This window comes from Novosphingobium sp. BAM6 (assembly GCF_057784955.1).
Map to the genome: position 1 here is coordinate 46733 of NZ_JBYNTR010000002.1, position 17831 is coordinate 64563.

Here is a 17831-nt window from a genome sequence, read left to right on the forward strand (position 1 = left end):
ATGACAGGACCGGCACCGCGCCTTACGGCCTTCCCCGCGCCGCCAGCTTCCGCGCCCGCTCGGCCAGCCTGTCGAGCGCCTCGGCGTGGATCGCGGGCGCGGCGGCGAGGACGCCGAAGGCGCGCGGATCGCGCTGGTTGAAGTCCAGCTTGCCGCCAAAGGCATCGGTGACGGTCGCACCTGCCTCACGCGCGATCAGCGTGGCGGCGGCGATGTCCCACTCGTAGCCCCAGCGCAGGCTGGCGAGCAGGTCCGCCTCGTCCGCCGCAACCATGGCAATGCGCAGGGCGATCGAGTTGGGGGGCTCGATCCGCACAAGATCGGATTCTTCGGCCATCAGGTCGCGCACCGGGAAGCGCGCGCCGATGATCTCGCCACGCGTGCTGGCTCGCAAGGGGGCGCCGTTGCGAAAGGCCCCGTGCCCGGCCTCGGCCACCCACATCTCGCCCCCCAACTCGCGGGCCCGGACCGGGGCGTAGAGATGGCCCAGCAACGGACGGCCCGCGCTCACCAGTGCCACCGAGATCGACCAGCCGGGTCGTCCGGCGATGAAATCGCGCGTTCCGTCGATCGGATCGACCAGCCAGACGAGGCCGTTCCCGAGTCGCTCCACCGAGTCGATCGTTTCCTCGGAAAGCCAGCCCGCAGAAGGCAGCAATTGCGTCAGTTCGCGCTTGAGAAACGCATCCACCGCAAGGTCGGCGCTGCACACCGGACTGCCCGGCGTCTTTTCCCAGGCTTCGAGCGCATGACCGTCGCCCGGCCAGGCGCCAAGCGCGATTCTTCCGGCCTCGCGCACGATGGCATCCAATCGCTGACGGTCGATCATCGCGTTTTTCCGTTCATTATTGATATTGCGTCTTCATATCAAAACAATCGGGCCGAAATCATGCCCGACTCCCGATTTGCGCAGGAAGCGGGACTTTTCAAGCGCGCCGCGATGTGCTTATGCGGCAGCCAAGACGGGCGCACCATGCACCCGCGCGGGAGCATCGTCACCGACCCGGGCGCCTCCCGTCCGATAACATTTTGGTAGAGTCGAACTTCAGAAGGAAGGCGATCCAGCGATGAACATCCACGAATATCAGGCGAAAGAACTGCTCGCGAAGTACGGCGCACCGATCGCGGCCGGTCACGCAGCGTTCACGGTCGAGGAAGCGGTCGAGGCCGCCAAGAAGCTCCCCGGGCCGCTCTATGTCGTGAAGTCGCAGATCCACGCCGGTGGCCGCGGCAAGGGCAAGTTCAAGGAACTCGCTCCCGAAGCCAAGGGCGGTGTCCGCCTGGCCTTCAACCTCGACGAGGTTCGCGCCCACGCCGCCGACATGCTCGGCAACACGCTCGTCACCATCCAGACCGGTGAAGCGGGCAAGCAGGTGAACCGCCTCTACATCACCGACGGTGCCGACATCGCCAAGGAATTCTACCTGGCCCTGCTCGTCGACCGCGCCACCGGCCGCGTCGCGTTCGTCGTGTCGACCGAAGGCGGCATGGACATCGAGGAAGTCGCGCACTCGACGCCCGAGAAGATCCACACTTTCGCCGTCGATCCGGCCACCGGTTTCCAGCCGCACCATGGCCGCGCCGTCGCTGCCGCCCTCGCCCTGACCGGCGAGCAGGCCAAGCAGGCCGCCAAGGTCGCCTCGTCGCTCTATGCCGCGTTCCTCGACACCGACGCCGCGCAGATCGAGATCAACCCGCTCGCGCTGACCGAGCAGGGCAACCTGCTGGTGCTCGACGCCAAGGTCGGTTTCGACTCGAACGCGATGTTCCGCCACAAGGACATCGCCGAGCTGCGCGACGAGAGCGAGGAAGACCCCGCCGAGATCGAAGCGTCGAAGTACGACCTCGCCTACATCAAGCTCGACGGTGACATCGGCTGCATGGTCAACGGCGCCGGCCTTGCCATGGCGACGATGGACATCATCAAGCTGAACGGCATGTTCCCCGCCAACTTCCTCGACGTGGGCGGCGGCGCCACCACCGAGAAGGTGACGGCTGCGTTCAAGATCATTCTCTCGGATCCCGCCGTGAAGGGCATCCTGGTGAACATCTTCGGCGGCATCATGAAGTGCGACATCATCGCGGCGGGCATCGTCGCGGCGGCCAAGGAAGTGAATCTCTCGGTTCCCCTCGTTGTCCGTCTGGAAGGCACCAACGTTCAGGAAGGCAAGGACATCCTCGCCAACTCGGGCCTGCCGATCGTTCCCGCGAACGACCTGGGCGATGCCGCCAAGAAGATCGTTGCCGAGGTCAAGGCCGCCTGAGCCTAACACCTCCAAAATAAAAGATTGCGGGCGGCGGGGGTTTGCAGACCTCCGCCGTTTGCGTATCTGCGGCAGGTGTCCGCTTTTGCCGCGCCCTTTCCCCATCTCATCGTATGCTTCCGGGCCGCTTGCCGGACCGGACTTGACGTATACGTAAAGCTGGGCGATAGGGCGTCAAAAGCATGTTAATTGCACGGTTAAACAACCGTCCCACGCCGAGAGAGGACAGATCCCGATGAAGATCCTCGTGCCCGTGAAGCGGGTGATCGACTACAACGTGAAGCCGCGCGTCAAGGCGGATGGTACAGGTGTCGACCTGGCCAACGTCAAGATGAGCATGAACCCGTTCGACGAGATCGCCGTCGAGGAAGCCATCCGCATCAAGGAAGCGGGCGGTGCCGAGGAGATCGTCGTGGTCTCGATCGGCCCGGCCAAGGCCTCCACCGTGCTGCGCGATGCGCTGGCCATGGGTGCCGACCGCGCGATCCTGATCGAGACCGAAGAGACGGTCGAACCGCTCGCCGTCGCCAAGATCCTCAAGGTCGTCATGGATGAAGAGGCTCCCGGCCTCGTGATCCTCGGCAAGCAGGCGATCGATGACGACGCGAACCAGACCGGCCAGATGCTCGCCGCGCTCTCCGGGCGTCCGCAGGGCACCTTCGCCAGCAAGGTCGTGATCGAGGGCGATCATGTCGCCGTCACCCGCGAAGTCGATGGCGGTCTGGAGACGGTGAAGCTGGCCCTGCCCGCCATCGTCACCACCGACCTTCGCCTGAACGAGCCGCGCTATGCTTCGCTGCCCAACATCATGAAGGCGAAGAAGAAGCCGCTCGACACCAAGACGCCCGCCGACTTCGGCATCGACATCGCCCCGCGCCTCAAGACCCTGAAGGTCGCCGAGCCGCCGGTGCGCGCTGCCGGCATCAAGGTCGACAGTGTCGATGCGCTCGTCGCCAAGCTCAAGGAACTGGGCGTCGCCTGAGGGCGCGGCTCGGAAAAGGATCTGAGATTATGAAGACGCTCGTCTGGGTCGAACACGACAACGCTTCCGTCAAGGACGCGACGCTCTCCACCGTCACCGCCGCTGCGAAGCTGGGTGAGGTCCACCTGCTGGTCGCAGGCGCCGGCTGCCGCGCCGTGGCCGAGGCCGCCGCGCAGATCGCCGGGGTCGCCAAGGTCCATCTGGCGGACGATGCGGCCTATGCCCACGCCCTGCCGGAAAACCTCGCACCGCTGGTGGTGGACCTGATGGGGCACCACGACGCGTTCCTGGCGCCCGCCACCACCACCGGCAAGAACCTTGCGCCGCGCGTTGCCGCGCTGCTCGACGTGATGCAGGTCTCGGACATCCTCTCGGTCGAGGGCGAGAAGACCTTCACCCGTCCGATCTATGCGGGCAATGCCATCGCCACGGTCGAATCGAGCGATGCCAAGCTGGTCGTCACCGTGCGTGCCACCGCCTTCGACAAGGCCGAGGCGACCGGCGGTTCCGCCGCGATCGAGGACGTCTCGGGCGCGAACGATGCAGGCCTCTCCAGCTTCGTCGGCGCCGAAATCGCCGAGCTGGAGCGCCCCGAACTGACGAGCGCCAAGGTGATCGTCTCGGGCGGCCGCGCGCTGAAGGACGAGGCTACCTTCGAGCAGATCATCATGCCGCTGGCCGACAAGCTGGGCGCAGCGGTCGGCGCCAGCCGTGCGGCGGTCGATGCGGGCTATGTCCCCAACGACTATCAGGTCGGCCAGACCGGCAAGATCGTCGCGCCCGACGTCTACATCGCCATAGGCATCTCCGGCGCGATCCAGCATCTGGCGGGCATGAAGGATTCGGGCACGATCATCGCCATCAACAAGGACGAGGACGCCCCGATCTTCCAGGTCGCCGACATCGGCCTCGTCGCCGATTTGTTCGACGCCGTGCCGGACCTCACCGGCAAACTGTGACAGCAAGCTGAAGCATTTTCTAATCAGGCGGCAACGCCTGATGACTCGGAAAATGCGGCAAACAAAAACTTAGAGCTGATTCGAACGCAACCCCCGAAGCGCCTCGCTTCGGGGGTTGTTCTTTTTAGGCTCCGGCATAGTCTTGCAGCCGGCCAGTCGTTCCAGGGGGGAGCGACCGGCGCGGGGGATGTTTCACGTGAAATCAGCGATTGCGCTTTCGACCGCTTTCAGGATGCCTGGCGCGCTCATGCCAGCAGCCGCTTTGCTACCCTGCCTGATGCTTCCCGAAGCGGCACTGGCAGCCCCTGCTCCCGTGACAATGGCGGCCAGCACGCCATGGAACCTCGACGCCACCGACAGCGGATGCGCGCTGCGGCGCGGCTTTGGCGGCAGGACTCCGGACGTGGTCATGAGTCTGACGCGCTATTCGCCCGGCGACGGCTTCGAGCTGTCGATCAACGGCGATGTTTTTCAGTCCGTTCGTGCCGGCGATACGTTTTCGCTGGAATGGACAGGAACCGATGCGATCAGCCCCGTAACATCGGTCATGCCCGCATCATCGAATACTCCGTCCGGCCAGCCCATCGCCGGATTTCTGGCCAGCGTGCAGATGCACCAGACGCTCAAGGGCAGCGAAGATGACAGCGACGGGCCTCTGATCCTCGCCCCGGAAGCCCTGCCCAAAGTCACCGCAATAACCCTGCGCTGGCGCAATCATGCAGTAACGCTGAAGACCGGCCCAATGGCCAAACCCTTCGAAGCCATGAGCCAGTGTACGGATGGACTGGTCGAAAGCTGGGGTCTCGATCCCGCCGTGCAGGCGCATCTGTCCCGCGACGTCCACATGACGAACCTTCGCCAGATCGCCACGAAGATCAGGTATCCCAGCGCAATGAACGAGCGCGGGAAACAGGGTCGCGTGAACTTCAGGGTTCTGATCGATCCGGACGGCAAAGCGAGCGACTGCACGATCCTGCGCAGCTACAACGATCCCAAATTCGATGTTGCGGCCTGTCACGACATCCTTGACCTGGCCCGCTTCGCCCCGGCGCTCGATGCCTCAGGCAAACCCGTAGCGTCATATTATACGACGACCATCATCTATTCCCTGTAAGGTCCGCTCGTAGAGCCACAGCAGGCAGCCGTCGTCGAGCCTGTGCTCGCCGCAGCGGGTGAAGCCGAGGCGCGTGGCGACGCGATCCGAGGCCACATTGCCCTGCTCGATCATGCAGGTGATTCGGTGGGAGCCATGCGTGGCGTCGAACCAGTCCATTACGGCGGCCATGACCTCTCCGGCGACGCCCCTGCCCCAATGATCGTGGCGCACGATCCAGCCGGCCTCAGGCACATCGTCCATCCCGGCGAAGCCCCGGAAGGTATGGAACACGCCGCAGCCCGCGACGATCTCGTCCCCGTCCCGCGCGCGTACCATGAAGGTGCCATAGCCGTAGAGCGCCCAGCTTCCGGCATTTCGCATCAGTCGCTCGGCCTGCCCCTTGCGATCGGGCGCGACCAGCCCGAGGAAACGCTGCGTCTCGGGATGCGCGACAAGCTCCACCAGTCCGTCGAGATCGCCGGGCTGCGGGCGGTACAGATCGAAGCGGACGGTACGCAGCACCGGCTCGGGCCAAGGGTCAGGACGGGTCAGAGGAACCTCTCCAGCGTGTGGATCACAAGGCCGAACAGGCCGCCGACCAGCGTGCCGTTGATGCGGATGAACTGCAAGTCGCGCCCCACCGCGCGCTCGATCCGGGTGGTGACGGTCACGGCATCCCAGCGCTTCACCGTCTCGGACACCAGCCGGACGATCTCGCCGCCATAGCGCGCGGTCACGCCGACGAGCGTGCGGCGGGCGAAGCGGTTGATCTGGCGTTGCAGGCGCGGATCGCTGCGCAGCGCCTGTCCGACCTCACCCAGCATGCCGGAAAAGTGATGGCCCAGCGCCGCCTCGGGATCGCGTGCGGCCGCGATCAGACGCAGGCGCAGCCGGTCCCACAAGGCCTGCCACCACGCCCCCAGCGCCGGGTTCGCCAGCATCTCGCGCTTGGCGTTCTCCACTTTGGCGCGTGTCTCTGGGTCGTGCTGGAGCTTTTCCGCCAGTTCGCCCAGCATCGCCTCCAGCTTGACCTTGAGCGGATGGTCGCGCTGGACGATCATCTCGGCCATCAGCTTGTAGAGCCCGTCGAGCACCGAATTGGCGATCCTCCCGTCGAGCCCGGTCCAGCGCAGGAGGCCGCTGGCGCGCTCGCGGATCATCTCGCGCACGAGATCCTCGTTGGCCTCCAGCGTATGCCCGGCCCAGCGGACGGCGCTTTCGATCAGCGGCAGGTGCCGTCCGTCGGCAATCGCGGCGCCGAGCATCTGGCCCATGAGGGGTGCCACCTCGACCTTCTCCAGCTGGTGCGCAAGGCCTGCACGCACCTGCAGCCCCAGCCGCTCGGTATCGAGCGATTCGAGCACATCGGCCAGCAGGTTGCCCGCGCCGGTATGGATGCGCCCCGAGGCTCCGCCGCGCGGTGCGGTGAGGAACTCGCCCGCCGCGTTCGCGAGGTTGAAACCGGTCATGCGCCGCGCGACAACCTGGGGGGTGAGGAAATTCTCGCGCAGGAACCGCGCCATCGAATCGGCGATGCGGTCCTTGTTGGTCGGGATGATCGCGGTGTGCGGGATCGGCAGACCCAGCGGGCGGCGGAACAGCGCCGTCACCGCGAACCAGTCCGCCAGACCGCCGACCATCGCCGCTTCGGTGAATGCAATGGCATAGCCCCAACCGGGCGCCGTGCCGCCGAACTTGCGCAGCAGCACGAAAGCCACTGCCATCACCACCAGCAGGCATGTCGCCACGATCCGCATGCGCCGTGCCCGATCAGGGAACGCCTCGATCTGTGTACCCCGTTTCAGTCTTGCCTCGTTCAGGCCCGCGTCTTGCGGCAAATACTCGCTCCTCGTGCCTTGCTGCTCATTCGGCGGGAAGCGCGCCCTGATGCCCCGCGTGATGCGGCTCGAAGGTGAGCAGCCTGCGACGCAGCTTGGGGCCGACCCGCTTCTCGAAACCGTCGGCCAGGCTAAAGGCTGCGGGCACGATGAGCAATGTCAGCAAGGTGGAGAGGATCAGGCCACCGATCACCGTCACGCCCATCGGCGCGCGCCAGGCGCCATCGCCGCTGAGCGAGAGCGCGGTGGGCACCATGCCCGCCGTCATCGCCACGGTGGTCATGACGATCGGCTGCGCGCGCTTGCGCCCGGCATCGACGATGGCGACATGCTTGGAGACGCCGCTCGCCATTTCCTCGATCGCGAAATCGATCAGCAGGATCGAGTTCTTGGCGACGATGCCGAGCAGCATGAGGATGCCGATATAGACCGGCATCGACACCGGCTCCCCGGCGATGGCCAGCGCCAGCAGGCCGCCCAGCGGGGCCAGCAACAGCGAGCTCATGTTCACCAGCGGCGAGACGAAGCGACCGTAGAGCAGCACCAGCACCGCGAAGACCAGCAGGATACCGCTGACCACCGCGATGATGAAGTTCTGGATCATCTCGTTCTGCCACTTGTCCTCGCCGATGGGCGCGTTCGACACGCCGGCGGGAAGCGCCTTCATGATCGGCAGGTTCTGGATCTTCTCCATGATCGGGCCCTTGACCATGCCCTGCCCGAGATCGGCGCCCACGAAGATGCGGCGCGATTGGTTGTAGCGCTCGATCTCGGTCGGCCCGGCGCCGAAGCGGAACTCGGCGACACGGCTCAGGGGCACCGAACCGCCCAGCGCGGTGGGCACCGGCAGGTTCTCGATAGAGGACAGGTCGCGGCGCGCCGCGCGCGGCATGATCACGCGAATCGGCACCTGCCGGTCGGAGAGCGAGAACTTGGCCGCATTCTGGTCGATCTCGCCCATGGTCGCGATACGGATCGTCTGGCTGAGCGAGGCGGTGGTGACGCCCAGTTGCGCGGCCAGATCGAGCCGGGGCACGATCACCAGTTCGGGGCGTTGCAAGTCGGCGGCGATACGCGGCGCGACCACGCCCTTGATGCCCGCCATCTGCTGCGCCAGCGTCTGCGCGGTCTTCTGGAGCAGCGCGGGATCGCTGCCCGAGAGCATCACCGAGATGTCACGCCCGCTGCCCGATCCGCCCGACTGGCTCTCGAACGTCACCCGTGCGTCGGGAATGTCCTGAAGCTGCGGGGTCATCCGCCGCTCGAAATCGGTGCTCGTCGCCTTGCGCTCGCTCGCAGGCTTGAGCGCAACGTAGATCGAGGCGTTGCCTTCCTTCGAGGCGGACATCGCACGCAACACTTCGGGCTGCTTGTCCAGCAGCGCGGCAACGCGCGTCGCCACCTTGTCGGTCTGCTCGATCGTGGTGCCGGGCACCATCTGGATGCTGACCTGGCTGGTGTCGTTGTTGGTGTTCGGCTGGAACTGCTGCGGCAGGACGACGAACATCGCCACGGTAATCGCCAGCGCAAGCGCACTGATGCCGAACATCCAGATGCGATGATCGAGCAGGCGCGCGCCGATGCGCCCCGTCTGATAGCGCGACCAGCCGCGCCAGCCCTCGTGCGTACCCGCGATCTTTGCCAGCAGCGCGCCCACGAGCACGGTCAGCAGCAGGCCGACCAGGAAACCCGCAACCCCGCCGACCAGCAGGCCGATGACAAGCGTCCCCACGCCCAGCGCCGGGGCATCGCCGCCCGCCGCCGCGACTTTCTGCGCCGCCTGCATCGAGCCCATGACCATGCCTGCCCAGCCGAGCAGGCCGAACACGAAGGCCGCGGCCAGATAGGGCGCCCGCCCGCGCACTTTCGTCAGCGCAGCCTTCATCCGGCGCGAGGCGCGCGTGTCGAGCGTCCATTCGAGCAGGCGCGCATAGAGCGTCATCACCCGTCCGCCGCCATGTTCGGCATGGCCATGGGACTTCAGGAAATAGGCCGCGACCATCGGCGTGATCATGCGGGCGACGGCAAGGCTCATCAGCACGGCGACCACCACGGTCAGTCCGAAGGCCTTGAAGAACTGGCCCGAGATACCCGGCATCAGGCCGACCGGCAGGAACACCGCGACGATCGAGAAAGTGGTGGCGACCACGGCGAGGCCGATCTCGTCCGCCGCGTCGATCGAGGCCTGATAGGCGCTCTTACCCATGCGCATGTGGCGCACGATGTTCTCGATCTCGACGATGGCATCGTCCACCAGCACGCCCGCAACGAGGCTGAGCGCCAGCAGCGAGAGGAAGTTGAGCGTAAAGCCCATCAGTTCCATGAACCAGAACGTGGGGATTGCCGAAAGCGGGATGGCGATGGCCGAGATCACCGTCGCGCGCCAGTCGCGCAGGAACAGGAACACGATCACGATCGCCAGCGCCGCACCTTCGACCAGCGCTTCCATCGAACTGTCGTACTGCCCCTTGGTGTACTGGACCTGCGAGAACAGCTGGGTGATGTGGATGCCGGGATTTTCCTTGCGGATTTCGGCCAGCTGCTTTTCCGCCGCATCGTAGACCGACACGTCGGACGCGCCGATCGCGCGCTCGAACCCGAAGGTCACCACTTCGCGCCCATGGACGCGGGCGATGCGGGTTCGCTCGGAATAGCCGTCGTAGACGCGGGCAATGTCGGCAAGCCGCACCGAGCGACCACCGCCCACGTTGATCCGCAGCTGCGAAAGGTCATAGGCGCTATGGGCATTGCCGAGCACGCGCACCGACTGGCGCGATCCGGCGATTTCCGCCTGCCCGCCCGCAGCGTCCGTATTGACCGAGCGCAGCACGGCATTGACGTCCTGCGCGGTGACGCCCAGCGCGGCCATGCGCTCAGGGTCGACGACGACGCGGATCTCGCGGTCCACACCGCCGCTGCGGGTGACGGCGGCCATGCCCTCGATCGCCAGCAGGCGGCGCGAGATCGTATCGTCGATGAACCAGCTGAGCTGCTCCATCGTCATGTCATCGGCGCTGACCGCGTAGATCGCTAGGCTGCCGTTGCCGCCCGCCTCCACTTTCGTCACCTGCGGTTCGAGAATCCCGTCGGGCAGGCTGCCGCGAACCTGATCGACCGCGTTCTTGACCTGATTGGTCGCAACGTCGGGATCGGTGCCGATGGCAAAGCGCACGAAGGTTTGGGACACGCCTTCCGAGGCGGTCGATTCGATTTCCTCCACGCCACTGATCGAACGGGCCGCGCCTTCGACCTTCTGGGTGATCTGCGTCTCGATCTCGGTCGGCGCGGCGCCCGGCTGCGAGACGACGACCACCACGCCCGGAAACGAGATGTCCGGCATGTTGTTCACGTCCATCCGGTTGAACGCGATGACGCCGGCGATCATCAGGCCCAGGAACAGGACGATGGGGACGATCGGATTGCGGATCGACCAGGCGGAGATGTTGCGCAGACCCATGGCGTCGCTTTCCTGTCTTAGATCGGATCAGGCGCCGGGGCGCGTATCTTCGCGCACCGATTTGGGGCGTACCTTATCCCCCGGATTGAGGAACCCGCCCGCGCGCAGCACCACCTTCTCGGTGCCGTTCAGCCCTTGCGTGATGGTGATGCCCTGCGCGGTGACGAGCCCGGTGCGGATCGCCCGGCGCTGCACCTTGTCCTGCCCGTCGACGATATAGACGAACGAGCCCTTGTCATCGTTCTGGATCGCGCTTTCGGGCAACAAGGGCGCGGAAAGGTTGCCGCCGTTGATCACCGCCGTCGCGAAACCGCCCGGACGCAGGCCCGGCTGATAGGTCAGCGCGATTCGCGCCTGCCCCTGCCGGCTGTTCGGGTCGATCACCGGCGAGACCTGCCAGACCTCGCCATGATAGCTGCGCGGAGCGCCCGCAGGCGTCACGTCCGCAGGCACGCCTACCGCCACCTTGGCAAGATCGGCCTCGTCGAGATTGGCGAGCATTTCCAGCTGGCCGTCCTTGGCGATCGAGAACAGCACGCCCGAGCCGCCCGAAACCACCTGACCCGGCTCCACCTGACGGCGCAGCACCAGCCCTGCGGCGGGGGCGACGATGTTGAGGCGCGCGGTCTGCGCCTGCAACTGGCCCAGCGTGGCCGAGGCGACCTTCACGCGCGCAGACGCGGCATCGCGAGTCGCCGTCAGCTGATCGACGTCGGCCTTGGAGATGAAACCGCGATCCACGAGCTTCAGGGCACGGTCGAGATTGGACTGGGCGATTCGCGCGTCGGCCTGCGCCACCTGTACCTGGGCGGACTGGCTGGCGACCTGCTGGCTCTGCACCGAACGGTCGATGACCGCCAGCACCTGCCCCTGCTTCACCCAGTCTCCGGCATCGACGAGCACGGCGCGGACCTGTCCACCCTCGCCCACCGATCCCACCGGCATTTCACGGCGCGCGCCCAGCGAACCGGTCGCCTGAATGGCTCCGGCGACGGACGTGCGCCCCGGCTCCACCACCGAGACGACCGGCGTCTGTGCCGCATTCGCGGCGCCTGCAGCCGGAGTCGCGGCGTGGTGCATCATCGCCCACAGCCCCCCGCCTACGAGCACCACCAGAACGGCAGCGCCGATCCACCACCAGCGCTGCGAGCGTGGCCGGTGCATTGGCACGTCCGATTCGTCCTGCAGCTGATCTGCCGCCACAAAGTCCCCCGTCGTCGCGATCTTGCCGTCGTAGTTCATGTGCCACCGCCATGAGCCGCATCGCATTCATCCAAACAGGGTTCGGGCAAACGGACGCAGCACAAGGGCGAGCCTCGCGCGCGAACCGCCGCACGCATCCCCCGCTTCGCCCTTTATTTCAACGCAGAGACATAAACCGCGCGCGGCAGCGAGGCAACGCGCGTCCGTCGCAGGCCCGACCGGCATCGACGAATGTCGTTCGTCGAAAGCCGCGAAGTGTACGAATTTTAACGGGGTAGGGCCGCCGATACGGGCGCAAAAACGCGAAAGGCCCGCACGGATGGCGGGCCTTTCGACTCATGGCATCACCCTGCCGGAGCAGGCGCGGCCAATGCGATCAGAACTTCTGCTGGCGCTCGTAGAGATCGCGGTAGTGCTGGATACGCGTAACGCGCAGCCCCGGCATCCCGGAACGATCGACCGCGCGCTGCCACGAGGCGAACTCCTCCAGCGTCAGTTGATAGCGTTCGCACACTTCGTCGATGGTCAGCAGCCCGCCGTTGACGGCTGCCACAACTTCCGCCTTGCGACGGACCACCCAGCGGGTGGTATCGGCCGGCGGCAGGCTGTCGATCGTCAGCGGCTCCCCCAGGGGGCCGATCACCTGCGCGGGACGGATCTTCTGGTTCTCAATCATCTTTACCCTCGTGCGCCGGACATGGGGGGGACGGCGCCTAGGTCACTTGTGGATACCCCGGACTTGCCATTGCTTGAAGCATTTAGGTTAACGGACATTGAGTCTTCACCATAAGCAGAGATCGCATGAGCGGCATGCGGCTCGAAGCTGCCCTGCAGACGCGCCAGTGCGCGCGCCTGATGCACGTTCAGAACGGTCCGGATCTCGTGCGGGACGAACAACCGGGCACGCAGGCCAATCCATTCGAAAGGCCCGGCTTCCGGCGTCATCGCGTCCGCCGGATGGCCCTTGTGTCGGGCCTCATGGTCAAAGGCGATCTTCATGATCACTGCCTTTACGCCCCGCTTCCTCAAGAGGAGGTAAAGACCCGCAATAAGTTTTCCGGCCATTCGACAAGTTGCCCCCTCTTTGCGGTGAGTGGCAGGGGGTCCGACGATTCTACATTAACCATGTAATTTCATGGGCCTGCTCCTCCGCACATGACCTCAGGGATGCCCCTTAACAGAGCGGAGGTAGGAAAAGGCCCGGCAAGGCTGTATGGGGCGCACAAGGACACCTATTGCCATGACCACGACCCAGACGCCCGATTTCACCGCCGCCGCCCTGCTCGACGGTATCGACCCCGCCTCGCTGTTCCAGCTGGAGGGGCCGCTCAGCGCACGCCGCATCGTCGTGGCGATGTCGGGCGGCGTCGACAGTTCGGTCGTCGCGGTGATGGCCGCCGCCACCGGAGCCGAGACGATCGGCATCACGCTCCAGCTCTACGACTACGGCGCAGCGACCGGTCGCAAGGGCGCGTGCTGCGCAGGCGACGATATCCGCGATGCCCGCGCCGTGGCCGACCGGCTCGGCATCGCCCACTATGTCTTCGATCACGAAAGCAGCTTTCGCGAGGAGGTGGTCGAGCGATTCGCCGACGATTACCTCAACGGGCGCACCCCGATCCCCTGCATCCGCTGCAACATGGGCCCGAAATTCACCGACCTGCTGGCGATGGCGCGCGATCTGGGCGCCGACTGCCTCGCCACCGGCCACTATGTGCGCCGCGAGATCGGCCCGGCAGGCTCGGAACTGCACCGCGCCGTCGATCCCGCGCGCGACCAGAGCTATTTCCTCTACGGCACCACCGAAGCGCAGCTCGATTTCCTGCGCTTTCCCCTGGGCGGCCTGCCCAAGACCGAGACGCGCCGCCTTGCGGCAGCGGCTGGCCTGCGCAATGCCGACAAGCCCGACAGCCAGGACATCTGCTTCGTGCCCGATGGCGACTATGCCAAGATCGTGCGCTCTGTCCGTCCCGAAGGCGATGCGCCGGGCGAGATCGTCCATGCGCAGAGCGGCGAGGTGCTGGGCACCCATCGCGGCATCATCCACTACACCGTCGGCCAGCGTCGCGGTCTGGAAGTGGGCGGGCAGGCAGAGCCGCTCTATGTCACCGGGATCGAGGCCGCGACTCGCCGCGTGCTGGTCGGCCCGCGTCGCCTGCTGGGCGTTGCCGCCGCGCGCATCGTCGAGACCAACCGCATCGGTCCGCTGCCCGAAGGTGTCGCGCTGACTGCCAAGGTTCGCTCGATGGCGCGCCCGGTGCCGATCACGCTCGACGGGCCACTGGGCGACGGCGCAGCCACGACGATCCGCTTTGCCGAGCCGGAATACGGCGTCGCACCGGGACAGGCCGCCGTGCTCTATGCGGGTGAGCGCGTGGTCGGCGGCGGCTGGATCGATTCGACCGAGGCGGTCGAGCTTTAACCGCTACTCTTCCCAAGCCTCCAGCTGGCAGCCGCGATCCGGCGCGAAGGTCGCGCGTTGTGAAGCCAGAAACGGCACCCGCGCCGTCACGCTGGAGGCGCCATCATCGGCGGAAAGCCACACGAACGCGGCCACCGGGCCAAGGTTCGCGGCCTTGAGATCGCCCTTGCAGTCCGACAGCTCGCGGCCCGAGACATAGCGGCACACGCAGCCGGTGCGCGCGCCGAAGGCCGTTGCCGCCATGGCATCGTCACGCAGCGAGCCGCGCGCGAACAGGAAGGCGAAGACCAGCGCCAGCACCAGCAGGATCGCCGTGTTGCGTTTCCATCTTGAGGGCTGGCGACGGGGAGGAAGCGCCATGGTCGGCGGGCTATCCCCGGTCCGGTAAGTCTCGCCTGTTGCCATCTGAGCGCACCTCGCACATCACACCTCGCGTCATGCCGGTGCGCCGCCCTCCCCTTATCCTTTGCCTTGCCCTGCTGCCAAGCCTTGCCGCCTGTGGACAGAGTGGCGATGCCGGGCCGCCGCCGCCCAGCGCCGAGGCCGAAGCCGCGCTCAAGGGCAACGGCGGCGCGCCGCACGCCGCGCTTGGCCGGGCGATCGACGCGCTGTTCGATGATGGCGCCGTCGGCCACACCGATGCGCTGGTGGTTATGAAGCGCGGCGAAGTGATCGCCGAGCGCTATGCGGGCGGCATCGATGCGAAGACCCGCCTGCCCGGCTGGTCTGCCGGGCAGTGCGTCACAGCGCTGATAATCGGCCAGCTGATCAGCGACGGTCGCCTGCGCGCCGACGAATCGCCCCCGATACCCGACTGGCAGCGCACCGGCGATCCGCGCGGCGAGATCACGCTGCGCCAGTTGCTCCAGATGCGCTCGGGCCTGCGCCATTCCGAAACCGCGGTGCCCGAGCGGCATTCCGACCGCTTCCGCATGCTGTTCCTTGAAGGGCGCGACGACATGGCCGCCTATGCCGAAGCACAGCCGCTGGTCGCGCCGGTCGGCAAACGCTTCAAGCCTTCCTCCGCAACATCGGTGATTCTCGCCGATCTGGCCGCGCGCGTGCTGGCCGAGCACCCCGATCCCGACAGTCGCCGCCACGCCGTGAACGACTATTTGCGCACTCGCGTGCTCGACCCGATCGGCATGGGCTCCACAGTAGTCGGCTACGACCGCGCAGGAACGATGGTTGGCGCCGGGATGATCCACGCCACCGCGCGCGACTGGGCGAACCTCGCCGAATTCCTGCGCCACACCGGCTCCGTACAGGGCGCACAAGTGCTGCCGCGCCGCTGGGTGGAGTTCATGCTTCAGCCCTCGCCCGCCAATCCGGGCTATGGCGCGGGTGTGTGGCTCAACCAGGCCGGAAGCGACGGCTCCTCGCCGCTGTTCCCCGGCAAGGTCTCGAAGAACCTGTTCGGCTGCGTGGGCGAATATGGCCAGTACGTGATCGGCTCGCCCGACCAGCTGCTCACCGTCGTGCGCCTCGGCGAAACCGGACCGGACAAGACGCAGGCCCTGCACGACCGGCTGGGCGACCTGATCGCCCTGTTCCCGTCGAACTGAGAGTCGGTTTGAAAATTCGCATTACGCGAATTTTCAAATGGACCTCAGCCGACGATACCCGGCAGATGCCGCGCCATGCGTTCGTGGAGCAGCTTGACCAGCGCCGGTTCCATCAAGGCATAGTTGTCGGGAATATCGAGGCAGACGATCCGCTTGCCGTTGAGCACGCCGCGATACTTCTGCTGAATCCGGGTGCGATGCCGTCGCTCCATCACCACGATCAGGTCCGCCCAGTCGATCAGATCGCGCGACAAGGGCACCTCGGCATCGTTGTTCGTGCCCGCAGAGGCAACCTCCAGATCGCGGCGCCCTGAAAATACCTGCTCGGCGGTCGGGCTGCGGAGGCGATTCTGGCTGCATACGAACAGAACGGTCTTCACGCAGTCGCATCTCCTTGCGGACTGACCCGGATCGGCGGGAGCACATCCTTGCCGGCATCGCCCTCTTCGTCGACCAGACCTTCGGGATCGGGGTGGATCAGGATTTCCAGATCAGGAAATTCGGCGTGAAGGCGATCCTCGATGGCATCCATCACCTTGTGGGCCTCACGCACGGTCATCTGCGGATCGACCCAGATATGGAACTGCACGAAGTCCTGATTGCCCGAGGTGCGCGTGCGCAGATCGTGGACGCCGGAGACATCGGCATTGGCCGCCAGCACTTCGAGGAAGCGCTGTTTCTTCTCCTCGGGCCATTCGTGGTCCATCAGCTGTTCAAGCACTTCGGTCGAGGCGCTCCAGGCGCCCCACGCCAGCCACGCCGCAATGCCGAGGCCAAACAGCGGATCGGCCAGCGCGAACCCGGCATACTGGTCGAGCACCAAGGCGACGATCACTGCGATATTGAGCAGCAGGTCCGACTTGTAGTGTATGTTGTCGGTACGGATCGCGACGCTGGCGGTGCGGCGGATCACATATTGCTGCCAGGCGAGCAACACGAACGTGACGACGATCGCGATCACCGAAACGGCGATGCCACCTTCTGCCCCTTGCGTCTGGCTGCCTTGCGCGAACTGCTCCAGCGCCCGCGCGGCAATCGCGAAGGCGGAGAGCGAGATCAGCACGATCTGGAACATCGCCGCGATCGCCTCGGCCTTGCCGTGCCCGAAACGGTGGTTGTGATCGGCAGGCTGCGCGGCGATCCACACACCTGCCAGCGTCGCCACGCTGGCGATCAGGTCCAGCCCGGTATCGGCGAGACTGCCCAGCATCGCCGTGGAGCCGGTGCTCCACGCCGCCCAGCCCTTGAGCAGCAGCAGCACGCTGGCCGCCGCGATGCTGGCGAAGGCGGCGCTGCGGTTCAGCGCGCCGTTATCGGAAGAAGCACCGCTCATGGATAGAGCAACGAGCTGGTCCAGCCGCCCGCTTCACCGTCCCGCACGAAGCGGCGGCGTTCGTGAAGGCGGAAATCGCGGTCGTGCCAGAACTCGATCGCCTGCGGGACGACACGATAGCCGGTCCAGTGACGCGGGCGCTCGATCTCGCCTTCGCCGAAGCGTTCGCGCACCGCCTCGTAACGGGCAAGGAAGGTCTCGCGCGAATCGAGCGGGGCGGACTGGTCGGAAGCGACCGCGCCCAGCTGCGAATCGCGGGCGCGCGAATGGAAATAGGCATCCGCCTCGGCATCGCTGACCGGCGAGAGCGCGCCTTCGATGCGGATCTGGCGGCGCAGGCTCTTCCAGTGGAACAACAGCGCGACATGCGGGTTCGCGGCGATCTCGCCGCCCTTGCGGCTGTGGCCATTGGTGTAGAACACGAAGCCGTCGGGGCCATGGCCTTTCAGCAGCACCATGCGGACCGAGGGCAGACCGTCCGGCGTGGCCGTCGCCAGCGCCATCGCGTTCGAATCGTTGGGCTCGCTGGCGCGGGCCTCGTCCATCCAGACATCGAACAGCGCGAAGGGATCGCCGTGCGGGATCACTTCGTGAATCTGGCTCTGGTCCGCATCGGTAACGCTCATTGTCTGGTCCTCATCGCTTGCCGGAAGGAGGCTCTTGCCCTGCCTGCCGACCATACCCGAACGCCCTTCGCCTTACGCTTCTATCT

The 17831-nt window shown here is 66.1% G+C and carries 17 protein-coding genes; 6 read left to right on the forward strand and 11 right to left on the reverse strand.

Annotated features, from left to right (window positions below; translation table 11 throughout):
* Positions 1–22: 22 nt before the first annotated feature.
* The gene (locus tag AC3EC3_RS08885; RefSeq protein WP_488489275.1) at positions 23–829 is read right to left on the reverse strand and encodes a 3'(2'),5'-bisphosphate nucleotidase CysQ; all 807 of its coding nucleotides are present in this window, start codon (positions 827–829) and stop codon (positions 23–25) included.
* Positions 830–1067: 238 nt separating this feature from the next.
* Between AC3EC3_RS08885 and sucC the strand changes: the two genes are divergently transcribed.
* The 4 genes from sucC (at position 1068) to AC3EC3_RS08905 (ending at position 5319) form a co-directional block, all read left to right on the forward strand.
* On the forward strand, positions 1068–2264 hold the full coding sequence (gene sucC, locus AC3EC3_RS08890) for an ADP-forming succinate--CoA ligase subunit beta (protein ID WP_488489276.1): 1197 nt from the start codon (positions 1068–1070) through the stop codon (positions 2262–2264).
* 235 nt (positions 2265–2499) lie between these two features.
* Positions 2500–3246 (forward strand): electron transfer flavoprotein subunit beta/FixA family protein, encoded by a 747-nt coding sequence (locus AC3EC3_RS08895; protein ID WP_488489277.1) that lies wholly within the window; start codon positions 2500–2502, stop codon positions 3244–3246.
* Positions 3247–3275: 29 nt separating this feature from the next.
* Positions 3276–4205, forward strand: coding sequence for an electron transfer flavoprotein subunit alpha/FixB family protein (locus tag AC3EC3_RS08900; RefSeq protein ID WP_488489278.1), 930 nt, complete (start codon positions 3276–3278; stop codon positions 4203–4205).
* A gap of 277 nt (positions 4206–4482) precedes the next feature.
* The gene (locus AC3EC3_RS08905) at positions 4483–5319 is read left to right on the forward strand and encodes an energy transducer TonB (protein WP_488489279.1); all 837 of its coding nucleotides are present in this window, start codon (positions 4483–4485) and stop codon (positions 5317–5319) included.
* Here AC3EC3_RS08905 and AC3EC3_RS08910 read toward each other — a convergent pair.
* The 6 genes from AC3EC3_RS08910 to AC3EC3_RS08935 all read right to left on the reverse strand — a co-directional run bounded on the left by AC3EC3_RS08910 (position 5284) and on the right by AC3EC3_RS08935 (position 12798).
* Positions 5284–5823: a GNAT family N-acetyltransferase gene (locus AC3EC3_RS08910; RefSeq protein ID WP_488489280.1), complete on the reverse strand. Its 540-nt coding sequence runs from the start codon at positions 5821–5823 to the stop codon at positions 5284–5286. The genes AC3EC3_RS08905 and AC3EC3_RS08910 overlap by 36 nt on opposite strands.
* 26 nt (positions 5824–5849) lie before the next feature.
* Positions 5850–7058: a DUF445 domain-containing protein gene (locus AC3EC3_RS08915; protein WP_488489829.1), complete on the reverse strand. Its 1209-nt coding sequence runs from the start codon at positions 7056–7058 to the stop codon at positions 5850–5852.
* Positions 7059–7164: 106 nt separating this feature from the next.
* On the reverse strand, positions 7165–10596 hold the full coding sequence (locus AC3EC3_RS08920) for an efflux RND transporter permease subunit (protein WP_488489281.1): 3432 nt from the start codon (positions 10594–10596) through the stop codon (positions 7165–7167).
* A gap of 27 nt (positions 10597–10623) precedes the next feature.
* A complete protein-coding gene (locus AC3EC3_RS08925) occupies positions 10624–11838 on the reverse strand; it encodes an efflux RND transporter periplasmic adaptor subunit (protein WP_488489282.1) in 1215 nt (404 codons plus the stop codon).
* 337 nt (positions 11839–12175) lie between these two features.
* Positions 12176–12475, reverse strand: coding sequence for a CtrA inhibitor SciP (gene sciP, locus AC3EC3_RS08930; protein ID WP_260926188.1), 300 nt, complete (start codon positions 12473–12475; stop codon positions 12176–12178).
* 2 nt (positions 12476–12477) lie between these two features.
* Entirely contained in the window at positions 12478–12798 is a 321-nt protein-coding gene (locus AC3EC3_RS08935) for a hypothetical protein (protein ID WP_488489283.1), read from the reverse strand.
* 241 nt (positions 12799–13039) lie between these two features.
* Here AC3EC3_RS08935 and mnmA point away from each other — a divergent pair, with 241 nt between their 5' ends.
* On the forward strand, positions 13040–14221 hold the full coding sequence (gene mnmA / locus AC3EC3_RS08940) for a tRNA 2-thiouridine(34) synthase MnmA (protein ID WP_488489284.1): 1182 nt from the start codon (positions 13040–13042) through the stop codon (positions 14219–14221).
* Between the two features lie 3 nt (positions 14222–14224).
* Here the strand turns inward: mnmA and AC3EC3_RS08945 are convergent, their stop codons facing one another.
* Positions 14225–14581 carry a hypothetical protein gene (locus tag AC3EC3_RS08945; protein ID WP_488489285.1) on the reverse strand — a complete coding sequence of 119 codons (357 nt, stop codon included), beginning with the start codon at positions 14579–14581 and terminating at the stop codon, positions 14225–14227.
* 77 nt (positions 14582–14658) lie between these two features.
* On the opposite strand from AC3EC3_RS08945, the gene AC3EC3_RS08950 reads away from it, so the two are divergent.
* Positions 14659–15786 (forward strand): serine hydrolase, encoded by a 1128-nt coding sequence (locus AC3EC3_RS08950; RefSeq protein ID WP_488489286.1) that lies wholly within the window; start codon positions 14659–14661, stop codon positions 15784–15786.
* A gap of 44 nt (positions 15787–15830) precedes the next feature.
* Here AC3EC3_RS08950 and AC3EC3_RS08955 read toward each other — a convergent pair whose 3' ends face one another.
* Genes AC3EC3_RS08955 through pdxH form a run of 3 tightly spaced genes read right to left on the reverse strand, consistent with a single transcriptional unit; the run spans position 15831 to position 17745 of the window.
* Complete coding sequence (locus AC3EC3_RS08955) at positions 15831–16166, reverse strand: low molecular weight protein tyrosine phosphatase family protein (RefSeq protein WP_488489287.1); 336 nt, start codon at positions 16164–16166, stop codon at positions 15831–15833.
* Complete coding sequence (locus AC3EC3_RS08960; RefSeq protein WP_488489288.1) at positions 16163–17119, reverse strand: cation diffusion facilitator family transporter; 957 nt, start codon at positions 17117–17119, stop codon at positions 16163–16165. Before AC3EC3_RS08960 ends, AC3EC3_RS08955 begins: the two co-directional genes overlap by 4 nt.
* Positions 17116–17745 carry a pyridoxamine 5'-phosphate oxidase gene (gene pdxH, locus AC3EC3_RS08965; protein WP_488489289.1) on the reverse strand — a complete coding sequence of 210 codons (630 nt, stop codon included), beginning with the start codon at positions 17743–17745 and terminating at the stop codon, positions 17116–17118. The genes AC3EC3_RS08960 and pdxH overlap by 4 nt, the downstream gene beginning before the upstream one ends.
* Positions 17746–17831 lie beyond the last annotated feature (86 nt).